Origin of the sequence: Halomonas caseinilytica, assembly GCF_001662285.1 — a bacterium.
Taxonomy (GTDB): domain Bacteria; phylum Pseudomonadota; class Gammaproteobacteria; order Pseudomonadales; family Halomonadaceae; genus Halomonas; species Halomonas caseinilytica.
Map to the genome: position 1 here is coordinate 1 of NZ_BDEO01000001.1, position 18,370 is coordinate 18,370.

Sequence of the window (18,370 nt, forward strand, 5' to 3'; positions counted from 1 at the left end):
GGAGAGGGGTATAAGAGACAGGGCGTAGTCCGGGGCGATCTCGCCGGCAAAGCCGGCCTCGCGCAGGGCCTCGAGGAAGGCCCGGTAGCGGGCGGCGGCCGGGCCGAGGGAAGCCTCACTGGTGTCCAGTCTTGCGATCATGATGTCGGTATCGGTATTGGCGTCGTTCTGCTGCATCGGCTGGCTTGCCGGGCAGGACGAACGGGGAAGAGGTGGCGCCTACTGTACCGCGACAGGCCCATGAGGCGCATCCCGGGTCGTGGCGCGAGACGGGGCTTTTGCCTACAATGGGCGCCTTGCGTTTGCCGCTTTTTTCATCGACGGACAGGATTCCATGCTCGATCCCAAACTGCTGCGCAGCGACCTCGAGGGCGTCGCTCAACGCCTGGCCAAGCGAGGTTTCGCTCTCGATACCGAACGACTTGCCGCGCTGGAGTCCCGGCGCCGTGAACTGCAGGCCGAGACAGAGCGGTTGCAGAACGAGCGCAACACGCGCTCCAAGTCGATCGGCAAGGCCAAGGCCAATGGAGAGGACATCCAGCCGCTGCTCGCCGAGGTGAGTGACCTCGGCGATCGTCTCGATGCGGCCAAGTCCCGTCTCGCCGAGGTGCAGGCGGAGTGGGACGAGCAGGTCAGCGGCCTGCCCAACCTGCCCCACGAGAGCGTGCCGGAAGGGCAGAGCGAGGACGACAACGTCGAGCTGCATCGCTGGGGGACACCGCGTGCGCTCGATTTCACGGCCCGCGACCATGTCGATCTCGGTGCCCTCAAGGGGGAGCTGGATTTCGATCTGGCGGCCAAGCTCACCGGGGCGCGCTTCGCCGTGATGCGTGGCGCTATCGCACGCCTGCATCGGGCGCTGGTCCAGTTCATGCTGGACAAGCAGACCCTCGAGCACGGCTACGAGGAGTGCTATGTCCCCTACATGGTCAACCGCGACTCGCTCTACGGCACCGGGCAACTGCCCAAGTTCGGCGAGGACCTGTTCCGGCTGGAAGATGAGCGTGGCTATTACCTCATCCCTACGGCCGAGGTGCCGCTGACCAACTTCGCGCGTGACGAGATCATCGAGCACAAGTCGCTGCCGGTGCGCTTGACCGCCCATACGCCGTGCTTTCGCAGCGAGGCGGGCTCGCACGGTCGCGACACCCGCGGGATGATCCGCCAGCATCAGTTCGACAAGGTCGAGATGGTGCAACTGGTCGAGCCATCGACCAGCTATGACGCTCTCGAGGAGATGCGTGGCCACGCCGAGGCGATCCTCCAAGCCCTCGAGCTGCCCTACCGTGTCGTCACGCTCTGTACCGGCGACATGGGGGCCGGTGCCGCCAAGACCTACGACCTGGAAGTCTGGCTGCCGAGCCAGGAGACCTACCGGGAGATCTCCTCGGTGTCCAATTGCGAGGACTTTCAGGCTCGTCGCATGCAGGCGCGCTATCGCCACCCGGACGAGAAGAAGCCGCAGTTGCTGCACACCCTGAATGGCTCCGGACTGGCGGTGGGACGTTGCCTGATCGCGGTGATGGAAAACCACCAGAACGCCGATGGCTCGATCACCATCCCCGAGGCGCTGCGCGCCTACATGGGGGGAATGGAAACGATCAATGTGGCGTAACGCGTAAGAGGCGCCTATCCAGAGCGCCTCGGTCTTGGACGAGGGATGGGGAAGGGCTTTCTCAGGCCTCGACGGCGATCATGTCCGTGCGCTTTGCCCGCTGGCGTGCCAGGGCCCAGCGGACGTGCTCGCGGACCAGGTCGGATGGGTAGGGCAGGCGAGCTCGCAAAGCGGACTCGACGCTCTCGCTCCAGGGCGCGTTGCCCAGCCCCACGGCCAGGTTGCGTAGCCAGCGTTCGTAGCCGATGCGTCGAATGGGGCTGCCCGCGGTCTTGTCGAGAAACTCTTCCTCGCTCCAGGCGAAAAGGCTGACCAGGTCGGCACGGTCAAGATCGTGGCGAGGGGCGAAGTCGCGCTCGCGGCTGGCTCGGGTGAAACGCGTGAAAGGGCAGACCAGCTGGCAGTCGTCGCAACCAAAGACGCGGTTGCCCATGGCGGCGCGGAATTCTTCGGGAATCGCCCCGTGCAGCTCGATGGTGAGATAGGAGATGCAGCGGCGCGAGTCGACGACGCGATCCTCGACGATGGCATCGGTGGGGCAGCCCGTGCGACAGGCGCTGCAGCTGCCGCAATGGGCACCTTCATAGGGCGGGTCCACCGGCAGGGGCAGGTCGGTGTAGAGTTCGCCGAGAAAGAACAGCGAGCCCGCCTTGGGATTGAGGATCATGGCGTTCTTGCCGACCCAGCCAAGGCCCGCCTTGCGGGCCAGGGCACGTTCCATCACCGGCGCCGAGTCGACGAAGGCGCGATAGCCGAACGGGCCGATCTCGTCCTGGATCTGCTTGGCCAGCGTGGCCAGGCGCTTGCGCATCAGCTTGTGGTAGTCGCGGCCTACGGCGTAGCGCGAGACGTAGGCTTTCTCCGGACGGGCCAGCATCCGGGTCGTCTCGACCTCGGGCGGCAGGTAGTCGAGCCGCACGCTGATCACGCGCACCGTGCCGGGCACCAGCTCCTCGGGGCGGGTACGCTTCGTGCCGTGCTTGGCCATGAAGTGCATCTCGCCATGGTGGCCCAGGTCCAGCCAGCGCTGCAGTCGGGCCTCGTCCTCGGCCAGGTCGACATCGGTGATCCCGACTTGCTGGAAACCGAGTTCACGACCCCAGGTCTTGATCGAGTCGGCCAGGGCCTGGAGATCGGGAGATGCGTCGCCTTGAGCAGACGGCTGGGACATGATCGAGCAAACACCACGCAGAATGGCGCCACGACGCTTGGCGTCTGGCGGGGGAAAACGACACACTTCTACATGGTAAAGCATCGTGTGCTGGGGGAATAGCGAATGACACAGGCGCCACCGGAGGATCACAAGGGCCGAGCGCTGTATCGTGCCGAGCAGGTGCGCGAGCTGGACCGGCGCGTCATCGCTTCCGGCGTGGCGGGGTTCGCGCTGATGCAGCGTGCCGCGGCATCGGCCTGGCGATACCTGCGTGAGACCTGGCCGGAGGTGCGCCACCTGAGCGTGCTGTGCGGTGGCGGCAACAACGGGGGCGACGGCCATGTGCTGGCCGCTCTGGCAGCGGCTGAGGGGCTTTCGGTTCAGCGTATCCTCCTCAAGCCCGTGGAGGCGCTCAAGGGGGATGCGCGCCGAGCCGCCGAGATGGCCGATGCCGCCGGCGTCGGTCGTCAGCCATGGCAGGAAGGCATGGTGTTGACCGGCGAGCTGGTGGTGGATGCCGTGCTCGGCACGGGGCTTTCCGGCGAGGTGTGCGGGGCGTCTCGGTCGGCCATTGCGGCCATCAATGCCTGCGGCAAGCCGGTGCTGGCCATCGACATTCCCTCCGGGCTGCATGCCGATACCGGCGCCGAGCTGGGCGAGGCGGTGCACGCCTCCCGGACCGTCACGTTCATCGGCGACAAGCTGGGATTGCACACCGGGCGGGGACCGGCGCGGACCGGCGGTGTGGCCGTTTTTGACCTGGCCGCGCCCCGGGCAGCTTTCGATGGCATGACGCCGGCCGCATGGCGGCTCGATCGGTCGTTGATCGCGTCGAGACTGCTGCCCCGTGAGCGCGATGCCCATAAAGGCGCGGCGGGGCATGCGCTGATCCTGGGGGGCGCACCGGGCATGGGAGGTGCCGGCCTGCTGGCCGCCGAAGCGTGCGCGCGGCTCGGTGCCGGCAAGGTGAGCCTGGCCACCGACCCTGAGCATGTGGTCGCCAGCCTGATACGCCGGCCCGAGGTGATGGCACATGGCGTGCGCGGTCTCGCCGATCTCGGCGAGCTGCCTGGGGCGGCGAATGTTCTGGTCGTCGGGCCGGGACTCGGAAAAGGCAGTTGGGGGCAGGCCATGCTGCAGGGCGCCCTGGCCGCCGGAAAGCCCTTGGTGGTGGACGCCGATGGCCTCAACCTGCTCGCCGAGCGTTTCGCGGAGCAGCGGCGCGATGACTGGATCCTCACCCCGCATCCCGGTGAGGCGGCGCGCCTGCTGGGCATTGCGACCGCCGAGGTGGAGGCGGACCGCCCGGCGGCGGTGCTGGCCTTGCAGCAGCGTCTCGGCGGCGTGGTGGTGCTCAAGGGCGCCGGCAGTCTGGTGGCTGGTCCGGGCGGACTGGCCGTATGCCCCTACGGCAACCCGGGCATGGCGAGCGGCGGCATGGGAGACGCGCTTTCCGGCATGCTGGGGGCCTTGGTGGCCCAAGGGCTCCCGCTGGAGACGGCCGCGCGGCTCGGTGTGCTGGTGCATGCCCTGGCCGCCGACATGGCGGCCCGGCAGGATGGTGAGCGTGGCTTGCTGGCCGGCGATCTGGCATCCTGTGCGCGAATTCTGGTCAACCCAACGATGGACGAATGACGATGCGCTTGCGACTTGCTGACGAAGACCGACAGGTCGCGCTGGGCGAATGCCTCGGTCGGGCGCTGGCCGGCCAGGGGCGGGTTTATCTGGAAGGGGAGCTCGGTGCCGGCAAGACGACGCTGACTCGGGGCATCCTGCGTGCCTATGGTCACCAGGGAGCGGTCAAGAGCCCGACGTATACGCTGGTGGAGCCCTATGAACTGGCGCAGGCACGTGTGCATCATTTCGATCTCTATCGTCTGGGTGACCCGGAAGAGCTGGAATTTATCGGGGGGCGCGACCTGCTCGGCGAAGAGGCGCTTTGCGTGATCGAATGGCCCGCCCGGGGCGAGGGCTGGCTACCCAGGCCCGATCTGTGGGTGCGCCTGAGCCTTCAGCCGCCGGGGCGCCAGGCCTTGCTGTCGGCCGAGACGGCACGTGGCCGCGAGGTTCTCGAACGGTTGGCCGCGGAGTTGGCTCGGCCCGACAGCTGTCTCGCCGGTACGGACGAAGACGTTTCATGAGGAAAAGGATATTGCGTCGTAACATGGCTCGCTGGCTATTGCCGCTGGCGTTGTTGGTGCCGTTGTGTGCCGAGGCCGCCAGTGTCGATAACCTGCGCCTCTGGGCAGCGCCCGACCACTCGCGTCTGGTCTTCGACCTGTCGTCGCCGGCCACGGCGGAGGTCTTCACGCTGGAGGATCCGCGCCGGCTGGTGATCGACCTGCAGGACAGCGAATTCAATGCCGATGCCGATCGGCTGGATCTGTCCGGCAGCGCCATCCGCGAGGTGCGCACCGGCGTGCGCAATGGCGACGACCTGCGGGTGGTGCTGGAACTGTCGCGGGCGGTCGAGCCGCGCCATTTCACCCTGGAGCCCAACGAACAGTATGGCCACCGCCTGGTGGTGGATCTGGAGTATCCCGGCGAGAGTGCCGTGGAGGACCCCATCGATCCCATCGAGGCCAAGATTCGCGAACAGGAGATTGCCGCCGAGCGGGCCCAGGCCGAGGCGGTGGCCGAAGGGCGCGATCCCGACACCGTGACGCCGGCGGCCAAGCAGGCCCAGCCACATCCCAAGCGCGACATCATCATCGCCGTGGATGCCGGCCATGGCGGTGAGGACCCTGGCGCCACCGGTCCCGCCGGTACACGCGAGAAGGACGTCGTGCTGGAAATGGCCAAGCGCCTGTCGCGACTGATCAATGCCACCGAAGGCTTCAAGGCGGTGATGATCCGTGATGGCGACTATTATGTCGGGCTGCGTCAGCGCACGCGCATCGCCAGGGAGCAGAAGGCCGACTTCTTCGTCTCGCTCCACGCCGATGCCTTCAACAGCCCCCGACCACATGGCAGTTCGGTGTTCGCCCTTTCACAGAGCGGCGCGACCTCGGAGACCGCCAAGTGGCTGGCGGCGACGGAGAACCGCTCGGACCTGATCGGCGGCGTGGACGGCAACCTGTCACTGGACGACAAGGACGAGGTGCTGCGCGGCGTGCTGCTCGATCTGACCATGACCGCGACCCTCAACGATTCCTTGACCATCGGAGGGCGCGTGCTGGATCGCATGGGACGTGTCAACGACCTCCACAAGCCGCGAGTGGAGCAGGCGGGTTTCGTGGTGCTCAAGTCACCTGACATTCCCTCGCTGCTGGTGGAGACCGGGTTCATCTCCAATCCCCAGGAGGAACGGCGGCTTCGCGATGGCAGCTACCAGCAGCGCATGATGCAGGCTGTCTTCGGCGGTATTCGCGCCCACTTCGAGCGCAATCCGCCACCGGCCAGCCTGCTGGCCTGGCAGCGCGATCAGGGCCGCGGCGGTGCCGGTGACGAGTATCGTATCCAGCCGGGTGATACCCTGTCGGAGATCGCGGCTCGTCACAATGTGCCGGTCGGCCAGCTGCGGCAGGCCAATGAGCTCAACGGTGATGTCATCCGGGTCGGGCAAGTGCTGAGGATACCGAGTTCTTAAGCTGGAAGTTTAACGAGCGGCGCTTTGCGCCTGGAAGCGCTTCATCGCGATTGACGGGACGTCAAGCGTCCGACTTCCAGCGTCAGGGGGAGTTATGACAGACAGGCAGCATATCCAGGTTCTCGATCCTCGGCTGGCCAACCAGATCGCCGCGGGTGAGGTGGTCGAGCGACCGTCTTCGGTGGTCAAGGAGCTGGTCGAGAATGCCATCGATGCCGGTAGCCGGCGCATCGAGGTGGAGCTGGAGTCTGGTGGGGCACGCCTGATCCGGGTGCGCGATGATGGCGTCGGCATCGGCGAGGAGGATCTGCCGCTGGCCCTGTCGCGTCACGCCACCAGCAAGATCGCGTCGCTGGACGACCTCGAGGGCGTGGCGAGCCTGGGCTTTCGCGGCGAGGCGCTGGCCTCGATCAGTTCGGTGTCGCGCCTGGAGCTGATGTCCAACGTCGAGGACGACCCGACCAGCGGCTGGCGTGTGGTGGTGGAAGGGCGCCGCATGGAGCCTCGGGTCACGCCCTCGCCGCACCCGCGCGGTACCTCGGTGACGGTGCGCGACCTGTTCTTCAATACGCCGGCGCGTCGCAAGTTCCTGCGTACCGAGAAGACCGAGTTCGGTCACGTGGAAGAGGCCTTCCGTCGCCAGGCCCTGTCGCGACTGGATCTCGGCTGGGTGCTGCGACACAACCAGAAGACTATCCACCAGTTGAGTCCCGGCGGTGACCTGGTCGGCCACGAGCGTCGCCTGCAGGCCCTGCTCGGCAAGGCCTTCCTGGAAAACGCCCTGCACCTGGACATCGAAACCGGTGGCTTGCGCCTGTGGGGCTGGGTCGGCCTGCCGACCCATTCCCGGGCCCAGGCCGACCAGCAGTACTTCTTCGTCAATGGCCGGGTGGTCCGCGACCGGCTGGTGGCCCATGCCATTCGGCAGGCATATCGTGACGTCCTCTTCCACGGTCGCCATCCCGTGTTCGTGCTGTACCTGGAGGTCGACCCGGCGGTGGTGGATGTCAACGTGCATCCGACCAAGCATGAAGTGCGGTTCCGTGATGGCCGCATGGTGCACGACTTCTTGTTTTCCAGCCTGCACCGGGCGCTCGGCGAGGCGCGCGCCGGCCAACCGGGCGACGGGACGGTTGCGAAAGAGTCCCCGGCCGGGAAAGGCGCGTCAGACGCGGTGGCGCCATCGTCCAATGAAGTGGCCGAGCCTGCGGGGCGCTGGCAGCAGCAGCCCATGGCGCTGCATGGCCGCGACGAGGGAGGCGAACAGAAGGTGACTCCGGACCGGGTGCGCGCCTTCATGGAAGGCTATCGTGCCCTGCATCCGGAACACGAGGAAAGCCTGCTGACCCCTCAGGCATCCGCGCCGGGAGCAGGCGGCAATGCCGCCGAGGTGGCCCTGGCCGAACGCGAGGCATCGCCCGCGGCGGCGACATCCAGCCCGGCTCCCGCCCCGGCGATGCCGGAGGACGATGCCACCCGAGCGCCGCCCCTGGGCTATGCCGTGGCCCAGTTGCACGGCATCTACATTCTTTCTCAGACCGAGCGTGGCCTGGTGGTGGTGGACATGCATGCCGCCCATGAGCGTATCGTCTACGAGCGCATGAAGGCGCAGGTGCATGGAGACACCGGTGACGGGGGAGGCCTGCAGGCCCAACCGTTGCTGGTGCCGGTGTCCCTGGCGGCCAGTGCCGCCGAGGTGGCCACCGCCGAGGCCGAACGCGACGCCTTCTCGCGACTGGGCGTGGAACTCGACGTGGCCGGTCCGGAAACGTTGCTGGTACGTCAGGTGCCGGCCCTGCTGGTGGACGCCGATGTCGAGTTGCTGGTGCGCGACATGCTCGGCGACCTCGAGCGTTACGGACGTTCCGACCGGCTCGAGGCCCATATCAATGAATTGCTGTCGACCATGGCCTGCCACGGTAGCGTGCGGGCCAACCGCCAATTGACGACGGCGGAAATGAACGCGCTGCTGCGTGACATGGAACGTACCGAGCGCAGCGGCCAGTGCAACCATGGTCGTCCCACCTGGACCGAGATGAGCCTCAAGGAATTGGACCGCCTTTTCCTGCGAGGGCAGTGATCCGACGGAGTTTTCATGAGTGACACCCGCCCGCCGGCCATCTTCCTGATGGGGCCGACTGCCGTGGGCAAGACCGACATGGCCATCGCCCTGCATGAACGCTTGGGATGCGAGCTGATCAGCGTCGACTCGGCGATGGTCTATCGCGGCATGGACATCGGCAGTGCCAAACCGTCAGCCAGCGAACTGGCGCGGGCCCCGCACCGTCTGATCGATATCCGCGATCCCGCCGACCCCTATTCGGCGGCGGCGTTTCGCGAGGATGCGCGCCGCGAGATGCGTCGTATCACCGATGCCGGTCGCGTTCCCTTGCTGGTCGGTGGGACCATGATGTACTACCAGCGTCTCTGGGTCGGCGAGCCCAATCTGCCCTCCGGCGATCCGACGATTCGCGCTGAACTGGATCGGGAAGTCGAGCAGCGCGGGCTGGCCGAGCTGCATGAGGAGCTGGCGCGCATCGATCCGCGCGCGGCCCGGCGCATTCATCCCAACGACCCCCAGCGCCTGACCCGGGCACTTGAGGTCTATCGAATCAGTGGACGTTCGCTCACCGAGCACTGGGATGAGCAGCAACCGGAAACCTTCCCTTGGCGTGTGCTGTCGATAGGACTCGCTCCGGCCGATCGGAGTGTGCTGCACTCACGGATAGCGGCACGTTTCGATGCCATGCTCGAGGCAGGTTTTCTCGATGAGGTGGCTGGCCTGATGGCACGAGACGACCTGCATGCGAGACTACCCGCGATGAAGAGCGTGGGGTATCGTCAGGCTTGGGAGTACCTGCAAGGACAGGGCGACCGAGAGACGTTGCGACGCCGGGGCATTGTCGCCACGCGGCAGCTGGCCAAGCGCCAGTTGACCTGGATGCGTGGTTGGCCTGACCTGCATTGGGTTGACATTCTGGCCGGCGAGCCACTCGATCATGTCTTGAAATTGGTGCGCGAATTCAGCAGTTAGCGTAAGATGAGCGTTCCATGAGACCGGTTGATCGGGCTCCACCGGGCAAGAGTGCCACCTCGGGAAAAGAGGTGGGCACCCAATAACACTATCAATCCCATAAGAGACAATTTAGGGAGAGCAACATGTCCAAAGGACAGTCCCTTCAAGATCCATACCTGAACGTACTGCGCAAGGAGCGCATTCCGGTGTCGATCTTCCTGGTCAACGGCATCAAGCTGCAAGGCCAGATCGAGTCCTTCGACCAATTCGTCATCCTGCTGCGAAACACGGTCAGCCAGATGGTCTACAAGCATGCCATCTCCACGGTGGTGCCGTCGCGCAATGTGCGTCTGCCGGCGACTGACGTGCCCGCGCAGCCGGAAAGCAACGCGTGAGGTATTGATTGTTTTTCGAACGTCCCGACGCCGGTGAGACGGCGGTACTCGTCCATGTGGACTTCCAGGACGAAAGCGAGCGTGAGGATTCCGGAGAATTTCTCGAGCTCGTGCGCTCGGCCGGCGCGGAGCCGGCCACGCTGCTGACCGGCAGTCGAGGCCGGCCCGATCCGCGTTTCTTCATCGGTTCGGGCAAGGTGGAAGAAGTCCGCGAAGCGCTGGCTGTCCACAAGGCCGAGCTGGTGATCTTCAATCATGCTCTCAGTCCTTCCCAGGAGCGTAATGTCGAGCAGGCGCTCAAGTGTCGTGTGCTCGATCGCACGGGACTTATTCTCGACATCTTCGCTCAGCGGGCACGGACCCACGAGGGCAAGTTGCAGGTGGAACTGGCCCAACTGGAGTACATGTCGACCCGGCTGGTACGCGGCTGGACCCACCTGGAACGACAGAAGGGTGGCATCGGCCTGCGCGGTCCGGGCGAAACCCAGCTCGAGACCGACCGTCGCCTGTTGCGTGGCCGCATCAAGGCGATTCACAAGCGCCTGGACAAGGTGCGTAGCCAGCGTGGCCAGAACCGCCGTGCCCGCTCGCGAGCCGAGATCCCCAGCGTGTCGCTGGTCGGCTATACCAATGCCGGCAAGTCGACGCTGTTCAATGCTCTGACCGAGTCGCGGGTCTATGCGGCGGACCAGCTGTTCGCTACCCTCGATCCTACCTTGAGACGTCTCGAGGTCGAGGATGTGGGGCCGGTCGTGCTGGCCGACACCGTGGGCTTTATCCGGCACCTGCCGCACAAGCTGGTGGAAGCCTTCCAGGCGACGCTCCAGGAAGCCGCCGAGGCGAGCCTGCTGGTTCATGTGATCGACGCCGCGGACCCGGACCGCGACCTGAACGTGAATCAAGTCAACGAGGTGCTGGATGAGATCGGCGCGCTGGACGTGCCGACGCTCAAGGTGATGAACAAGGTCGACCTGTTCGACAGTGCGCCGCGTATCGAGCGCAATGCCGATGGGCGGCCCGAGTCGGTGTGGTTGTCGGCCCGGGATGGCCGAGGCCTGGAGTTGTTCGAGCAGGCCCTCTCGGAGTGTCTGGCCGACGATATCATCGACTTCGACATCACCCTGACGCCTGTCCAGGGCAAGCTGCGGGCTGGCCTGCACGAACTGGGTGCGGTACGCGAGGAGCGCTTCGACGAGCAGGGACGTACCCTGCTCGAGATACGGCTGCCGCGACGTGATTTCCTGCAATTGATGGCACGTCTCGGCGAGAGCGCCAACGATTACCTGCCGGAGGAATTGCAGGAAGGTCCCGTATGGGAGCAATGAGTCGCCTTCGGGCGTCGGCCGGCGTTGCCAACACCGGTCGGCGCTACAAGGATCGCAACGATGCCCGTCGCGACGCTCCGGTGCGCGACGGTATGCAACGCAGAGTGGAGACGACGTATGGCCTGGAATGAGCCCGGTGGCGGCAACCAGCATGACCCCTGGAGTGGTGGGGGCCGCCGTGGTGGCAACGGCGGTGGCGGCAAGGGGGGCGGCAACCAGGGCCCCCCGGACCTCGATGAGGCCCTGAAGAAATTTCAGAACAAGCTCAACAGCATGTTGGGCGGTCGTGGCAAGCGCGGCGGCAATGGTGGAGGCTCGGGCGGTGGCAAGCCTCGCAACACCTTTGCGTTGCCGGGCCTGCTGCTGATCGTGGCACTGGCTATCTGGGCGGCTTCGGGCTTCTATCTGGTCGATCAGTCGGAGCGCGGGGTCGTGCTGCGTTTCGGCAAGTACCAGGAAACCGTGACACCGGGCTTGCAGTGGAATCCGCCGCTGATCGATGACGTCCACATGGTCAATGTGACGCGGGTACGCTCGATCACCCAGACGCAGTCGATGCTGACCCAGGACGAGAACATCGTTTCCGTCGAGATATCGGCCCAGTACCAGGTTGCCGATCCTCGCGGCTATGTGCTCAACGTGCGCGATCCCGAGCTCAGCCTGGAGAACGCGCTGGACTCCGCCCTTCGCCACGTGGTGGGGGGAACCGACATGATCGATATCCTGACGTCGGGACGCGAGATCCTCGGCAGCTCGGTCAACAGTCGTCTGCAGTCCTACCTGGACAGCTATGGCACCGGCATCATGCTGCAGACATTGAACGTCGAGTCCACCTCGCCGCCCGATGCCGTGCAGGATGCCTTCGATGATGTCATCCGCGCCCGCGAGGATCGCCAGCGCACCATCAACCAGGCCATGGCCTATGCCAATGCCGTGATTCCCGCGGCCCAGGGCCAGGCTCAGCGTATCGTCGAGCAGGGGCAGGGGTATCGCGAATCGGTGGTGGCCGAGGCGCGAGGCCAGGCCAACCGCTTCAACGCTCTCTTGACCCAGTATCAGGATGCCCCGGCGATCATGCGTGAGCGCCTCTACCTGGATACCCTCTCCGAGGTCTACAGTGGCACGCCGAAGGTGATGGTCGACGTCACCGAGCAGAGCCCGCTGATGGTCCTGCCGATGGATCGCCTCAAGCGCAGTGACAGCGGCAGCAAGTCGAGCGATGGCGAGACGCAGCTGGATCCGCAGTTGCTCGAACGCCTGCAAAGCATCCAGTCATCGTCCAGCCCGAGCAGCAGCAACAGCAGCAGCAACGGAATTCGCAGGGAGGGTCGCTGAAATGATCAATAATCGTTCCCTGCTCATCGTCGGCGGCCTGGCCGCGGTCGCCTGGCTGGCCAGCAGCAGCCTGTATGTGGTCGACGAAACCGAGCGTGCGGTGAAGCTGCGTTTCGGCGAGATCATCGAGGAGAACATCCAGCCGGGACTGCACTTCAAGATCCCGATCACCCAGACGATCCGCAAGTTCGATACCCGGGTGCTGACGCTGGATACCGATGCCAGCCGCTATCTGACGCTGGAGCAGAAGGCGGTGATCGTCGATTCCTACGTCAAGTGGCAGGTGGTCAATCCGACCCGCTACTACGAGGCGACCGCCGGCGACGAGATGCAGGCCGTGCGCCTGATCCAGCCCCGGGTCGACGAGAGCCTGCGTAACGAGTTCGGTCGCCTGAACCTGCAGCAGATCATCTCCGAGAAACGCGATGAGTTGATGACCGGGCCTACCCAGGAGCTCGACGAGCTGATGCGCGAGGAGCTCGGGGTGGCCATCCTCGACATTCGCGTCAAGCGCATCGACCTGCCCGAGGATGTTTCCTCGGCGGTATATGATCGCATGCGCTCGGAGCGTGAGCGTGAGGCGCGAGAATGGCGTGCACAGGGCCAGGAAGAAGCCGAACGCATTCGTGCCAACGCCGACCGGCGCCGCCAGGTGCTGCTGGCCCAGGCCCAGGAGCGTTCCGAAACCCTGCGCGGCGAGGGGGATGCCGAAGCGGCAGCGATCTTCTCGCAGGCCTATGGCAAGGACGAGGAGTTCTTCTCCTTCTGGCGCAGTCTCGATGCCTATCGCGATAGCTTCCAGGGTGACGGCGACATGCTGGTGCTGGATCCCTCCAGCGACTTCTTCCAGTATCTCAAGAGCCCGACGCCGACCGACGACTGAGTTGGCCGGCCGGGGAGAGCCCAGGAGGGCGCCGGTGCCGTCGGGCATCGGCGCCAGGGTTCATCCCGACGCCAAACGTGATAGAATCGGTAAACCGGGCGTGGCCCGGTTTTTTTGTGGCCTCTCCACTCCCGGCGAGCTTTCTCCGGCATCCCGCCATGCTTAGTTCCGCCATGCCGTGAGGCTTGCCACAGGCCAACCACTGTCTTGCAGGAAGAACGACATGACCATTGCTGACCGCTGGCTCTTGCCCGACGGCATGGACGAAGTGCTGCCGCCTCAGGCCAGCCGCATGGAGGAATTGCGCCGGGCGCTGCTCGACCTCTATCACTGCTGGGGGTACGACCAGGTGATGCCGCCCCCTGTGGAATTCCTCGACTCCCTGCTGACCGGAACCGGCACCGAGCTGGATCTGCAGACTTTCAAGCTCACCGATCAGATGACGGGGCGCATGATGGGAGCCAGCGCCGATGTGACTCCCCAGGTGGCGCGCATGGACGCCCATTCCCTCAAGCGGCAGGGACCCGTGCGGCTGTGTTATTGCACCAATGTGTTGCGCGCCAAGGCCGACCAGTATCAGGGCGGACGCAGCCCTGTTCAGGTGGGGGTGGAGCTCTTCGGCCATGCCGGGCTGGAGGCCGATCTCGAGATCCTGCGTCTGGCGTTGACCAGCCTGTCCGTTGCCGGTGCCGGCGAGGTTCACCTGGCGCTGGGACACATCGGCATCTATCGTAGCCTGGTGGAGGCGGCGGAGCTGTCACCGGAGCAGGAACGCCTGGTGTTCGAGGCGCTCGAGCTGAAGTCGCCGGGCGAACTGGCGACTCGGGTCGAAGCCTGTGTCGACGATCCGGCACTGGCAGAGATGTTCCGTGACCTGGTGACCTTGCACGGTGGCCCCGAGGTACTCGACGAAGCCCGGGAAGCGTTTGCCGAAGCGCCCCAGGCGGTAGGAGCAGCCCTCGATCAGCTACGGGCGCTGTATCGTGGCGTGGTCGCCGAACACCCTGAGGTCGAGCTCTATTTCGATCTGGCCGAGTTGCGGGGATACCAATATCACACCGGCATGATGTTCTCCGCCTATGTGCCGGGTTACGGCCAGGCCCTGGCCAAGGGCGGACGTTATGACGACACCGGACGTGCCTTCGGGCGTGCCCGGCCGGCCACCGGCTTTTCCCTGGAGCTCAAGCTGCTGGCCACCCTGACGCCGAAGGAGCCCCGCGATGGCGGTATCTGGGCACCGAGCGAAGGCGACGGGCTGAGCGAGGTCGTGAGGGACCTGCGCCAGCAGGGAGAGCGGGTCGTCCAGGCGCTGCCGGGGCAGCGGACCGGCCCCGAACAACATCATTGTCAGCGACATCTGGTGCCGGCCGATGGCGGCTGGCGGGTGGAGGCGCTGCCAGCCTCCGATGACTCGGCCTGATGAGGCCAGGTGAGCCGTTTTATTCGACTCCGGCCGATCGCCGGCGCGCAGCAACGAGAGACGAGACACTATGGGCAAGAACGTAGTCGTACTGGGGACCCAGTGGGGTGACGAGGGCAAGGGCAAGGTGGTCGACCTGCTGACCGAATCTGCCAATGCCGTGGTGCGTTTCCAGGGGGGGCACAATGCGGGCCATACCCTGGTCATCGATGGCGAGAAGACGGTCCTGCACCTGATTCCCTCCGGCATCCTGAGAGACGACAAGACCTGTGTGATCGGCAATGGCGTGGTGCTGTCACCGGAAGCGCTGATCGAGGAAATCCGCGAGCTGGAGGCCAAGGGCGTGCCGGTGCGCGAGCGGTTGCGCCTGTCGCCGGCCTGTCCCTTGATCCTGCCGTATCATGTGCGGCTCGATCAGGCGCGGGAGAAGGCCCGTGGCGTGGCCAAGATCGGCACCACCGGCCGGGGGATCGGCCCAGCCTACGAGGACAAGGTGGCGCGTCGAGGGCTGCGTCTCGGCGACATGCTGCACCGTGAGCGTTTCGCCTCCAAGCTCGGCGAGGTGCTGGACTACCACAATTTCGTGCTGACCAAGTACCATGGCGAGCCGGCGGTGGATTTCCAGCAGGTCCTCGACGATGCCATGCGCATGGCCGACGATCTGCGCGACATGGTCTGTGACACCGTCAGCTTGGTCCACGATATGCGCAAGGCCGATGAGAACATCCTCTTCGAAGGGGCCCAGGGCTCGTTGCTGGATATCGACCACGGCACCTATCCCTTCGTGACCAGCTCCAACACCACAGCGGGCGGCACCGCGACCGGTTCCGGCGTGGGGCCGCTGTATCTCGACTATGTGCTGGGCATCACCAAGGCTTACACCACGCGGGTCGGTTCCGGTCCTTTCCCGACCGAGCTGTTCGACGAGCATGGGCGTCATCTGGCCGAGAAGGGGCACGAGTTCGGGGCCACCACCGGTCGCGCTCGCCGTTGCGGCTGGTTCGATGCCGTGGCGCTGCGCCATGCCGTGCAGATCAACTCGGTGTCGGGGCTCTGCCTCACCAAGCTGGACGTGCTCGACGGCCTGGAAAACATCCGCGTCTGTGTCGGCTACCGTAGCAAGGACGGCGATGTTCTCGATGCGCCGGTGGATTCCGAGGGCTATGAAGCCATCGAGCCGGTCTACGAGGACCTGCCGGGCTGGAACGAATCGACGATCGGCGTGAAGAGCGTCGAGGGGCTGCCCGCCAATGCTCGCGCCTACATCCGTTTCCTCGAGGAACAGGTGGGCACGCCCATCGACATCATCTCGACCGGGCCGGATCGCAACGAGACCATCGTGCTGCGTAACCCCTTCGCCGAGTAAGCCAGCCGTCCTTTCGGACGCATCTCGTAGAACCTGAACGCCGCCCATCGGAGCTTCCGGTGGGCGGCGTTGTCGTTCCAGGGCCGGAAACGCGATCGCCCCGCGGGAAGCGGGGCGATCCGGCGTAGAGGGCCTTGTTACGGGCCGATCAGACGCTCTTGGGCTCGCTCATCAGCCCCTTGACGATGGCGTAGCAGGCCACCAGGAGCACGATGGTGAAGGGCAGGCCGGTGGTGATCACCGCGGTCTGCAGGGCCGTCAGGCCGCCACCCAGCAGCAGGGCGATGGCGATGGCCCCCTCGATGAGGCACCAGAACACGCGCTGGGAACGGGGCGCGTCGACCTTGCCGCCGGCGGTGATGGAGTCGATCACTAGCGAACCGGAGTCCGAGGAGGTGATGAAGAACACCATCACCAGCACGATGCCGACGAAGGAGGTGATACTGGTCAGCGGAAGCTGGCCGAGCATCTCGAACAGTTGCAGTTCCAGCGCCGCGTTCTTCACGCCTTCGAAGCCGTCGGTGACGTACTGATCGATGGCGGTGCCACCGAAGGCGGTCATCCACAGTACCGAGACCACGGAGGGCACCAGCAGCACGGCGATCAGGAACTCACGGACGGTGCGGCCACGGCTGACCCGCGCGATGAACATGCCGACGAAGGGCGACCAGGAAATCCACCAGGCCCAGTAGAAGGCCGTCCAGCCTTGGCTGAAGTTGGCATCCTCGCGGCCGAAGGGCATGGACAGGGCCGGCAGGTTGACGATGTAGGCCACCAGGTTCTCGAAGAAGCCCGTGGCGATCATCAGGGTCGGCCCGACGACGATCACGAACATCAGCAGCAGGAAGGCCAGTGCCATGTTGATCTGCGACAGCCGCTGCACGCCCTTGTCGACCCCCAGCATCACGGACCCCAGGGCCACGACCGTGATGCCCATGATCAGCAGCACCATGGTGGCATTGGTGTCGGGGATGCCGAACAGGTAGCCAAGCCCCGCCGAGGCTTGGGAAGCACCGAGACCCAGCGAAGTGGCCAGCCCGAAGAGGGTGGCGAATACCGCTAGGATGTCGATGACATGGCCCGGCCAGCCCCAGACGCGCTCACCCAGAACCGGGTAGAAGATCGAGCGCATGGTCAGCGGCAGACCCTTGTTGAAGGAGAACAGGGCCAGGGCCAGGGCAACCACGGCGTAGATCCCCCAGGGGTGCAGGCCCCAGTGGAAGATGGTCGCGGCCATGCCCAGCGAGATGGCGCCTTGCTGGTCGCCGGCGGCAGCACCCAAGGGGGCCCAGTCGGTTCGCACGCCGTTCTCCACCGTGGTGCCGCCCATGGCGGTACCGAAGTGGGTGATCGGCTCGGAGACGCCGTAGAACATCAGGCCGATGCCCATCCCGGCGGCGAACAGCATGGCGAACCAGCCCGCGTAGCTGAAGTCCGGCGTGGCATGGGCGCCACCGATCCGTACCTTGCCCATGGGGGTGAAGATCAGAACGATGGCAAGGATCACGAAGATATTGGCGGCCAGCAGGAAGAACCAGGACAGGTTGCCGGTCAGCACATCGAAGATGGCGTTGAAGAGCGGCTCGACCTCGTTCTGCATGGCCAGGGTGATGATCACGAAGAACAGGATCACCAGCGAGGAGATGGTGAAGACCTTGCCATGAAGGTCCATGTCCACCCCGAACTTGGTCGCGGTGATGTTGTCCTGCCCGATCACGTAATCGGTATCGATGAGGTTGGCGGGTCCGTCCGGGGCGGGAATGCCCTCGGATCCCGCGTTGGCCTCGTGGGCTTTATCGTCGTTCGTCACGGGACTTCTCCTTGTTGGCGTCGATGAACGGTGGGAAGCAAGGTGTCAGGCGTGCGAATGGAGCATGCCTGACACCTCGACAAGCGTGGCGATACGGTCGTCAAGCGAGAGGCCGGTTCGGCGGCGGGAACCGGAGAGAGGCGTCACCCGGTCGGTGCCGATCTCGTCGGTGCGTTCCCCCAGAGCCAGATCCCTGGGCACCATGATCCGCTTGAACATGCTGGGTACTCCTCCCTGATGTTTCGCTCGTTGATGACACGACAAGTGTGGCCGTTTGAAGATGATTGCGTAGGGCATCACTTTCAACGGACTGTTTCGCCACGAATCGTTGCATACCGTACATCATCTCACGCGAATCGTCTGCGCTTGGCGACACATCCGGGCGGGGATGGCTATGTCATGTCGCAATCATCGCTGCCTGAGCGATCATTCGATGAGTGATCCTGCTTCCAGGCTTCAATTT

General features: G+C 65.2%; 15 protein-coding genes. 12 read left to right on the forward strand and 3 right to left on the reverse strand.

Annotation, left to right across the window (positions count from 1 at the left end):
* Nucleotides 1-334 precede the first annotated feature (334 nt).
* Nucleotides 335-1,615, forward strand: a complete 1,281-nt coding sequence (serS, locus tag HSDC_RS00005; RefSeq protein WP_064698594.1) for a serine--tRNA ligase — start codon at nucleotides 335-337, stop codon at nucleotides 1,613-1,615.
* Nucleotides 1,616-1,676: 61 nt separating this feature from the next.
* Here the strand turns inward: serS and queG are convergent, their stop codons facing one another.
* Nucleotides 1,677-2,786: a tRNA epoxyqueuosine(34) reductase QueG gene (gene queG, locus HSDC_RS00010; protein WP_064697886.1), complete on the reverse strand. Its 1,110-nt coding sequence runs from the start codon at nucleotides 2,784-2,786 to the stop codon at nucleotides 1,677-1,679.
* Between the two features lie 105 nt (nucleotides 2,787-2,891).
* Here queG and HSDC_RS00015 point away from each other — a divergent pair, with 105 nt between their 5' ends.
* From HSDC_RS00015 to HSDC_RS00065, 11 genes are all read left to right on the forward strand, one after another.
* Nucleotides 2,892-4,403, forward strand: coding sequence for a bifunctional ADP-dependent NAD(P)H-hydrate dehydratase/NAD(P)H-hydrate epimerase (locus HSDC_RS00015; protein WP_064697887.1), 1,512 nt, complete (start codon nucleotides 2,892-2,894; stop codon nucleotides 4,401-4,403).
* A 2-nt stretch (nucleotides 4,404-4,405) separates the two neighbouring features.
* Nucleotides 4,406-4,909, forward strand: a complete 504-nt coding sequence (gene tsaE / locus HSDC_RS00020; protein WP_064698595.1) for a tRNA (adenosine(37)-N6)-threonylcarbamoyltransferase complex ATPase subunit type 1 TsaE — start codon at nucleotides 4,406-4,408, stop codon at nucleotides 4,907-4,909.
* Between the two features lie 23 nt (nucleotides 4,910-4,932).
* A complete protein-coding gene (locus HSDC_RS00025; protein WP_064697888.1) occupies nucleotides 4,933-6,357 on the forward strand; it encodes an N-acetylmuramoyl-L-alanine amidase in 1,425 nt (474 codons plus the stop codon).
* A 94-nt stretch (nucleotides 6,358-6,451) separates the two neighbouring features.
* On the forward strand, nucleotides 6,452-8,437 hold the full coding sequence (gene mutL, locus HSDC_RS00030) for a DNA mismatch repair endonuclease MutL (RefSeq protein ID WP_064697889.1): 1,986 nt from the start codon (nucleotides 6,452-6,454) through the stop codon (nucleotides 8,435-8,437).
* Nucleotides 8,438-8,452: 15 nt separating this feature from the next.
* Nucleotides 8,453-9,391 carry a tRNA (adenosine(37)-N6)-dimethylallyltransferase MiaA gene (miaA, locus tag HSDC_RS00035; protein ID WP_064697890.1) on the forward strand — a complete coding sequence of 313 codons (939 nt, stop codon included), beginning with the start codon at nucleotides 8,453-8,455 and terminating at the stop codon, nucleotides 9,389-9,391.
* A gap of 125 nt (nucleotides 9,392-9,516) precedes the next feature.
* Entirely contained in the window at nucleotides 9,517-9,768 is a 252-nt protein-coding gene (gene hfq / locus HSDC_RS00040) for an RNA chaperone Hfq (protein ID WP_064697891.1), read from the forward strand.
* A gap of 8 nt (nucleotides 9,769-9,776) precedes the next feature.
* A complete protein-coding gene (gene hflX, locus HSDC_RS00045; protein ID WP_064697892.1) occupies nucleotides 9,777-11,093 on the forward strand; it encodes a ribosome rescue GTPase HflX in 1,317 nt (438 codons plus the stop codon).
* Nucleotides 11,094-11,210: 117 nt separating this feature from the next.
* The gene (gene hflK / locus HSDC_RS00050; RefSeq protein WP_064697893.1) at nucleotides 11,211-12,428 is read left to right on the forward strand and encodes an FtsH protease activity modulator HflK; all 1,218 of its coding nucleotides are present in this window, start codon (nucleotides 11,211-11,213) and stop codon (nucleotides 12,426-12,428) included.
* Between the two features lies 1 nt (nucleotide 12,429).
* Nucleotides 12,430-13,311: a protease modulator HflC gene (hflC, locus tag HSDC_RS00055; RefSeq protein ID WP_064697894.1), complete on the forward strand. Its 882-nt coding sequence runs from the start codon at nucleotides 12,430-12,432 to the stop codon at nucleotides 13,309-13,311.
* Between the two features lie 223 nt (nucleotides 13,312-13,534).
* The gene (locus HSDC_RS00060; RefSeq protein ID WP_064697895.1) at nucleotides 13,535-14,731 is read left to right on the forward strand and encodes an ATP phosphoribosyltransferase regulatory subunit; all 1,197 of its coding nucleotides are present in this window, start codon (nucleotides 13,535-13,537) and stop codon (nucleotides 14,729-14,731) included.
* A 70-nt stretch (nucleotides 14,732-14,801) separates the two neighbouring features.
* The gene (locus HSDC_RS00065; RefSeq protein WP_064697896.1) at nucleotides 14,802-16,097 is read left to right on the forward strand and encodes an adenylosuccinate synthase; all 1,296 of its coding nucleotides are present in this window, start codon (nucleotides 14,802-14,804) and stop codon (nucleotides 16,095-16,097) included.
* 148 nt (nucleotides 16,098-16,245) lie between these two features.
* On the opposite strand, the gene HSDC_RS00070 is transcribed toward HSDC_RS00065, so the two are convergent.
* Nucleotides 16,246-17,907 carry a BCCT family transporter gene (locus HSDC_RS00070; RefSeq protein ID WP_064697897.1) on the reverse strand — a complete coding sequence of 554 codons (1,662 nt, stop codon included), beginning with the start codon at nucleotides 17,905-17,907 and terminating at the stop codon, nucleotides 16,246-16,248.
* Nucleotides 17,908-17,952: 45 nt separating this feature from the next.
* Complete coding sequence (locus tag HSDC_RS16805) at nucleotides 17,953-18,126, reverse strand: hypothetical protein (protein WP_170862745.1); 174 nt, start codon at nucleotides 18,124-18,126, stop codon at nucleotides 17,953-17,955.
* Nucleotides 18,127-18,370: the final 244 nt, after the last annotated feature.

What these genes read in the sequence shown, in the direction of transcription:
- queG (WP_064697886.1), bottom strand. Translation starts at nt 2,786, where the DNA reads ATGTCCCAGCCGTCTGCTCAAGGCGACGCATCTCCCGATCTCCAGGCC.
- HSDC_RS00015 (WP_064697887.1), top strand. Translation starts at nt 2,892, where the DNA reads ATGACACAGGCGCCACCGGAGGATCACAAGGGCCGAGCGCTGTATCGT.
- hflC (WP_064697894.1), top strand. Translation starts at nt 12,430, where the DNA reads ATGATCAATAATCGTTCCCTGCTCATCGTCGGCGGCCTGGCCGCGGTC.
- mutL (WP_064697889.1), top strand. Translation starts at nt 6,452, where the DNA reads ATGACAGACAGGCAGCATATCCAGGTTCTCGATCCTCGGCTGGCCAAC.
- miaA (WP_064697890.1), top strand. Translation starts at nt 8,453, where the DNA reads ATGAGTGACACCCGCCCGCCGGCCATCTTCCTGATGGGGCCGACTGCC.
- tsaE (WP_064698595.1), top strand. Translation starts at nt 4,406, where the DNA reads ATGCGCTTGCGACTTGCTGACGAAGACCGACAGGTCGCGCTGGGCGAA.
- HSDC_RS00060 (WP_064697895.1), top strand. Translation starts at nt 13,535, where the DNA reads ATGACCATTGCTGACCGCTGGCTCTTGCCCGACGGCATGGACGAAGTG.
- HSDC_RS00025 (WP_064697888.1), top strand. Translation starts at nt 4,933, where the DNA reads ATGGCTCGCTGGCTATTGCCGCTGGCGTTGTTGGTGCCGTTGTGTGCC.
- serS (WP_064698594.1), top strand. Translation starts at nt 335, where the DNA reads ATGCTCGATCCCAAACTGCTGCGCAGCGACCTCGAGGGCGTCGCTCAA.
- hflK (WP_064697893.1), top strand. Translation starts at nt 11,211, where the DNA reads ATGGCCTGGAATGAGCCCGGTGGCGGCAACCAGCATGACCCCTGGAGT.
- HSDC_RS00065 (WP_064697896.1), top strand. Translation starts at nt 14,802, where the DNA reads ATGGGCAAGAACGTAGTCGTACTGGGGACCCAGTGGGGTGACGAGGGC.
- hfq (WP_064697891.1), top strand. Translation starts at nt 9,517, where the DNA reads ATGTCCAAAGGACAGTCCCTTCAAGATCCATACCTGAACGTACTGCGC.
- HSDC_RS16805 (WP_170862745.1), bottom strand. Translation starts at nt 18,126, where the DNA reads ATGTTCAAGCGGATCATGGTGCCCAGGGATCTGGCTCTGGGGGAACGC.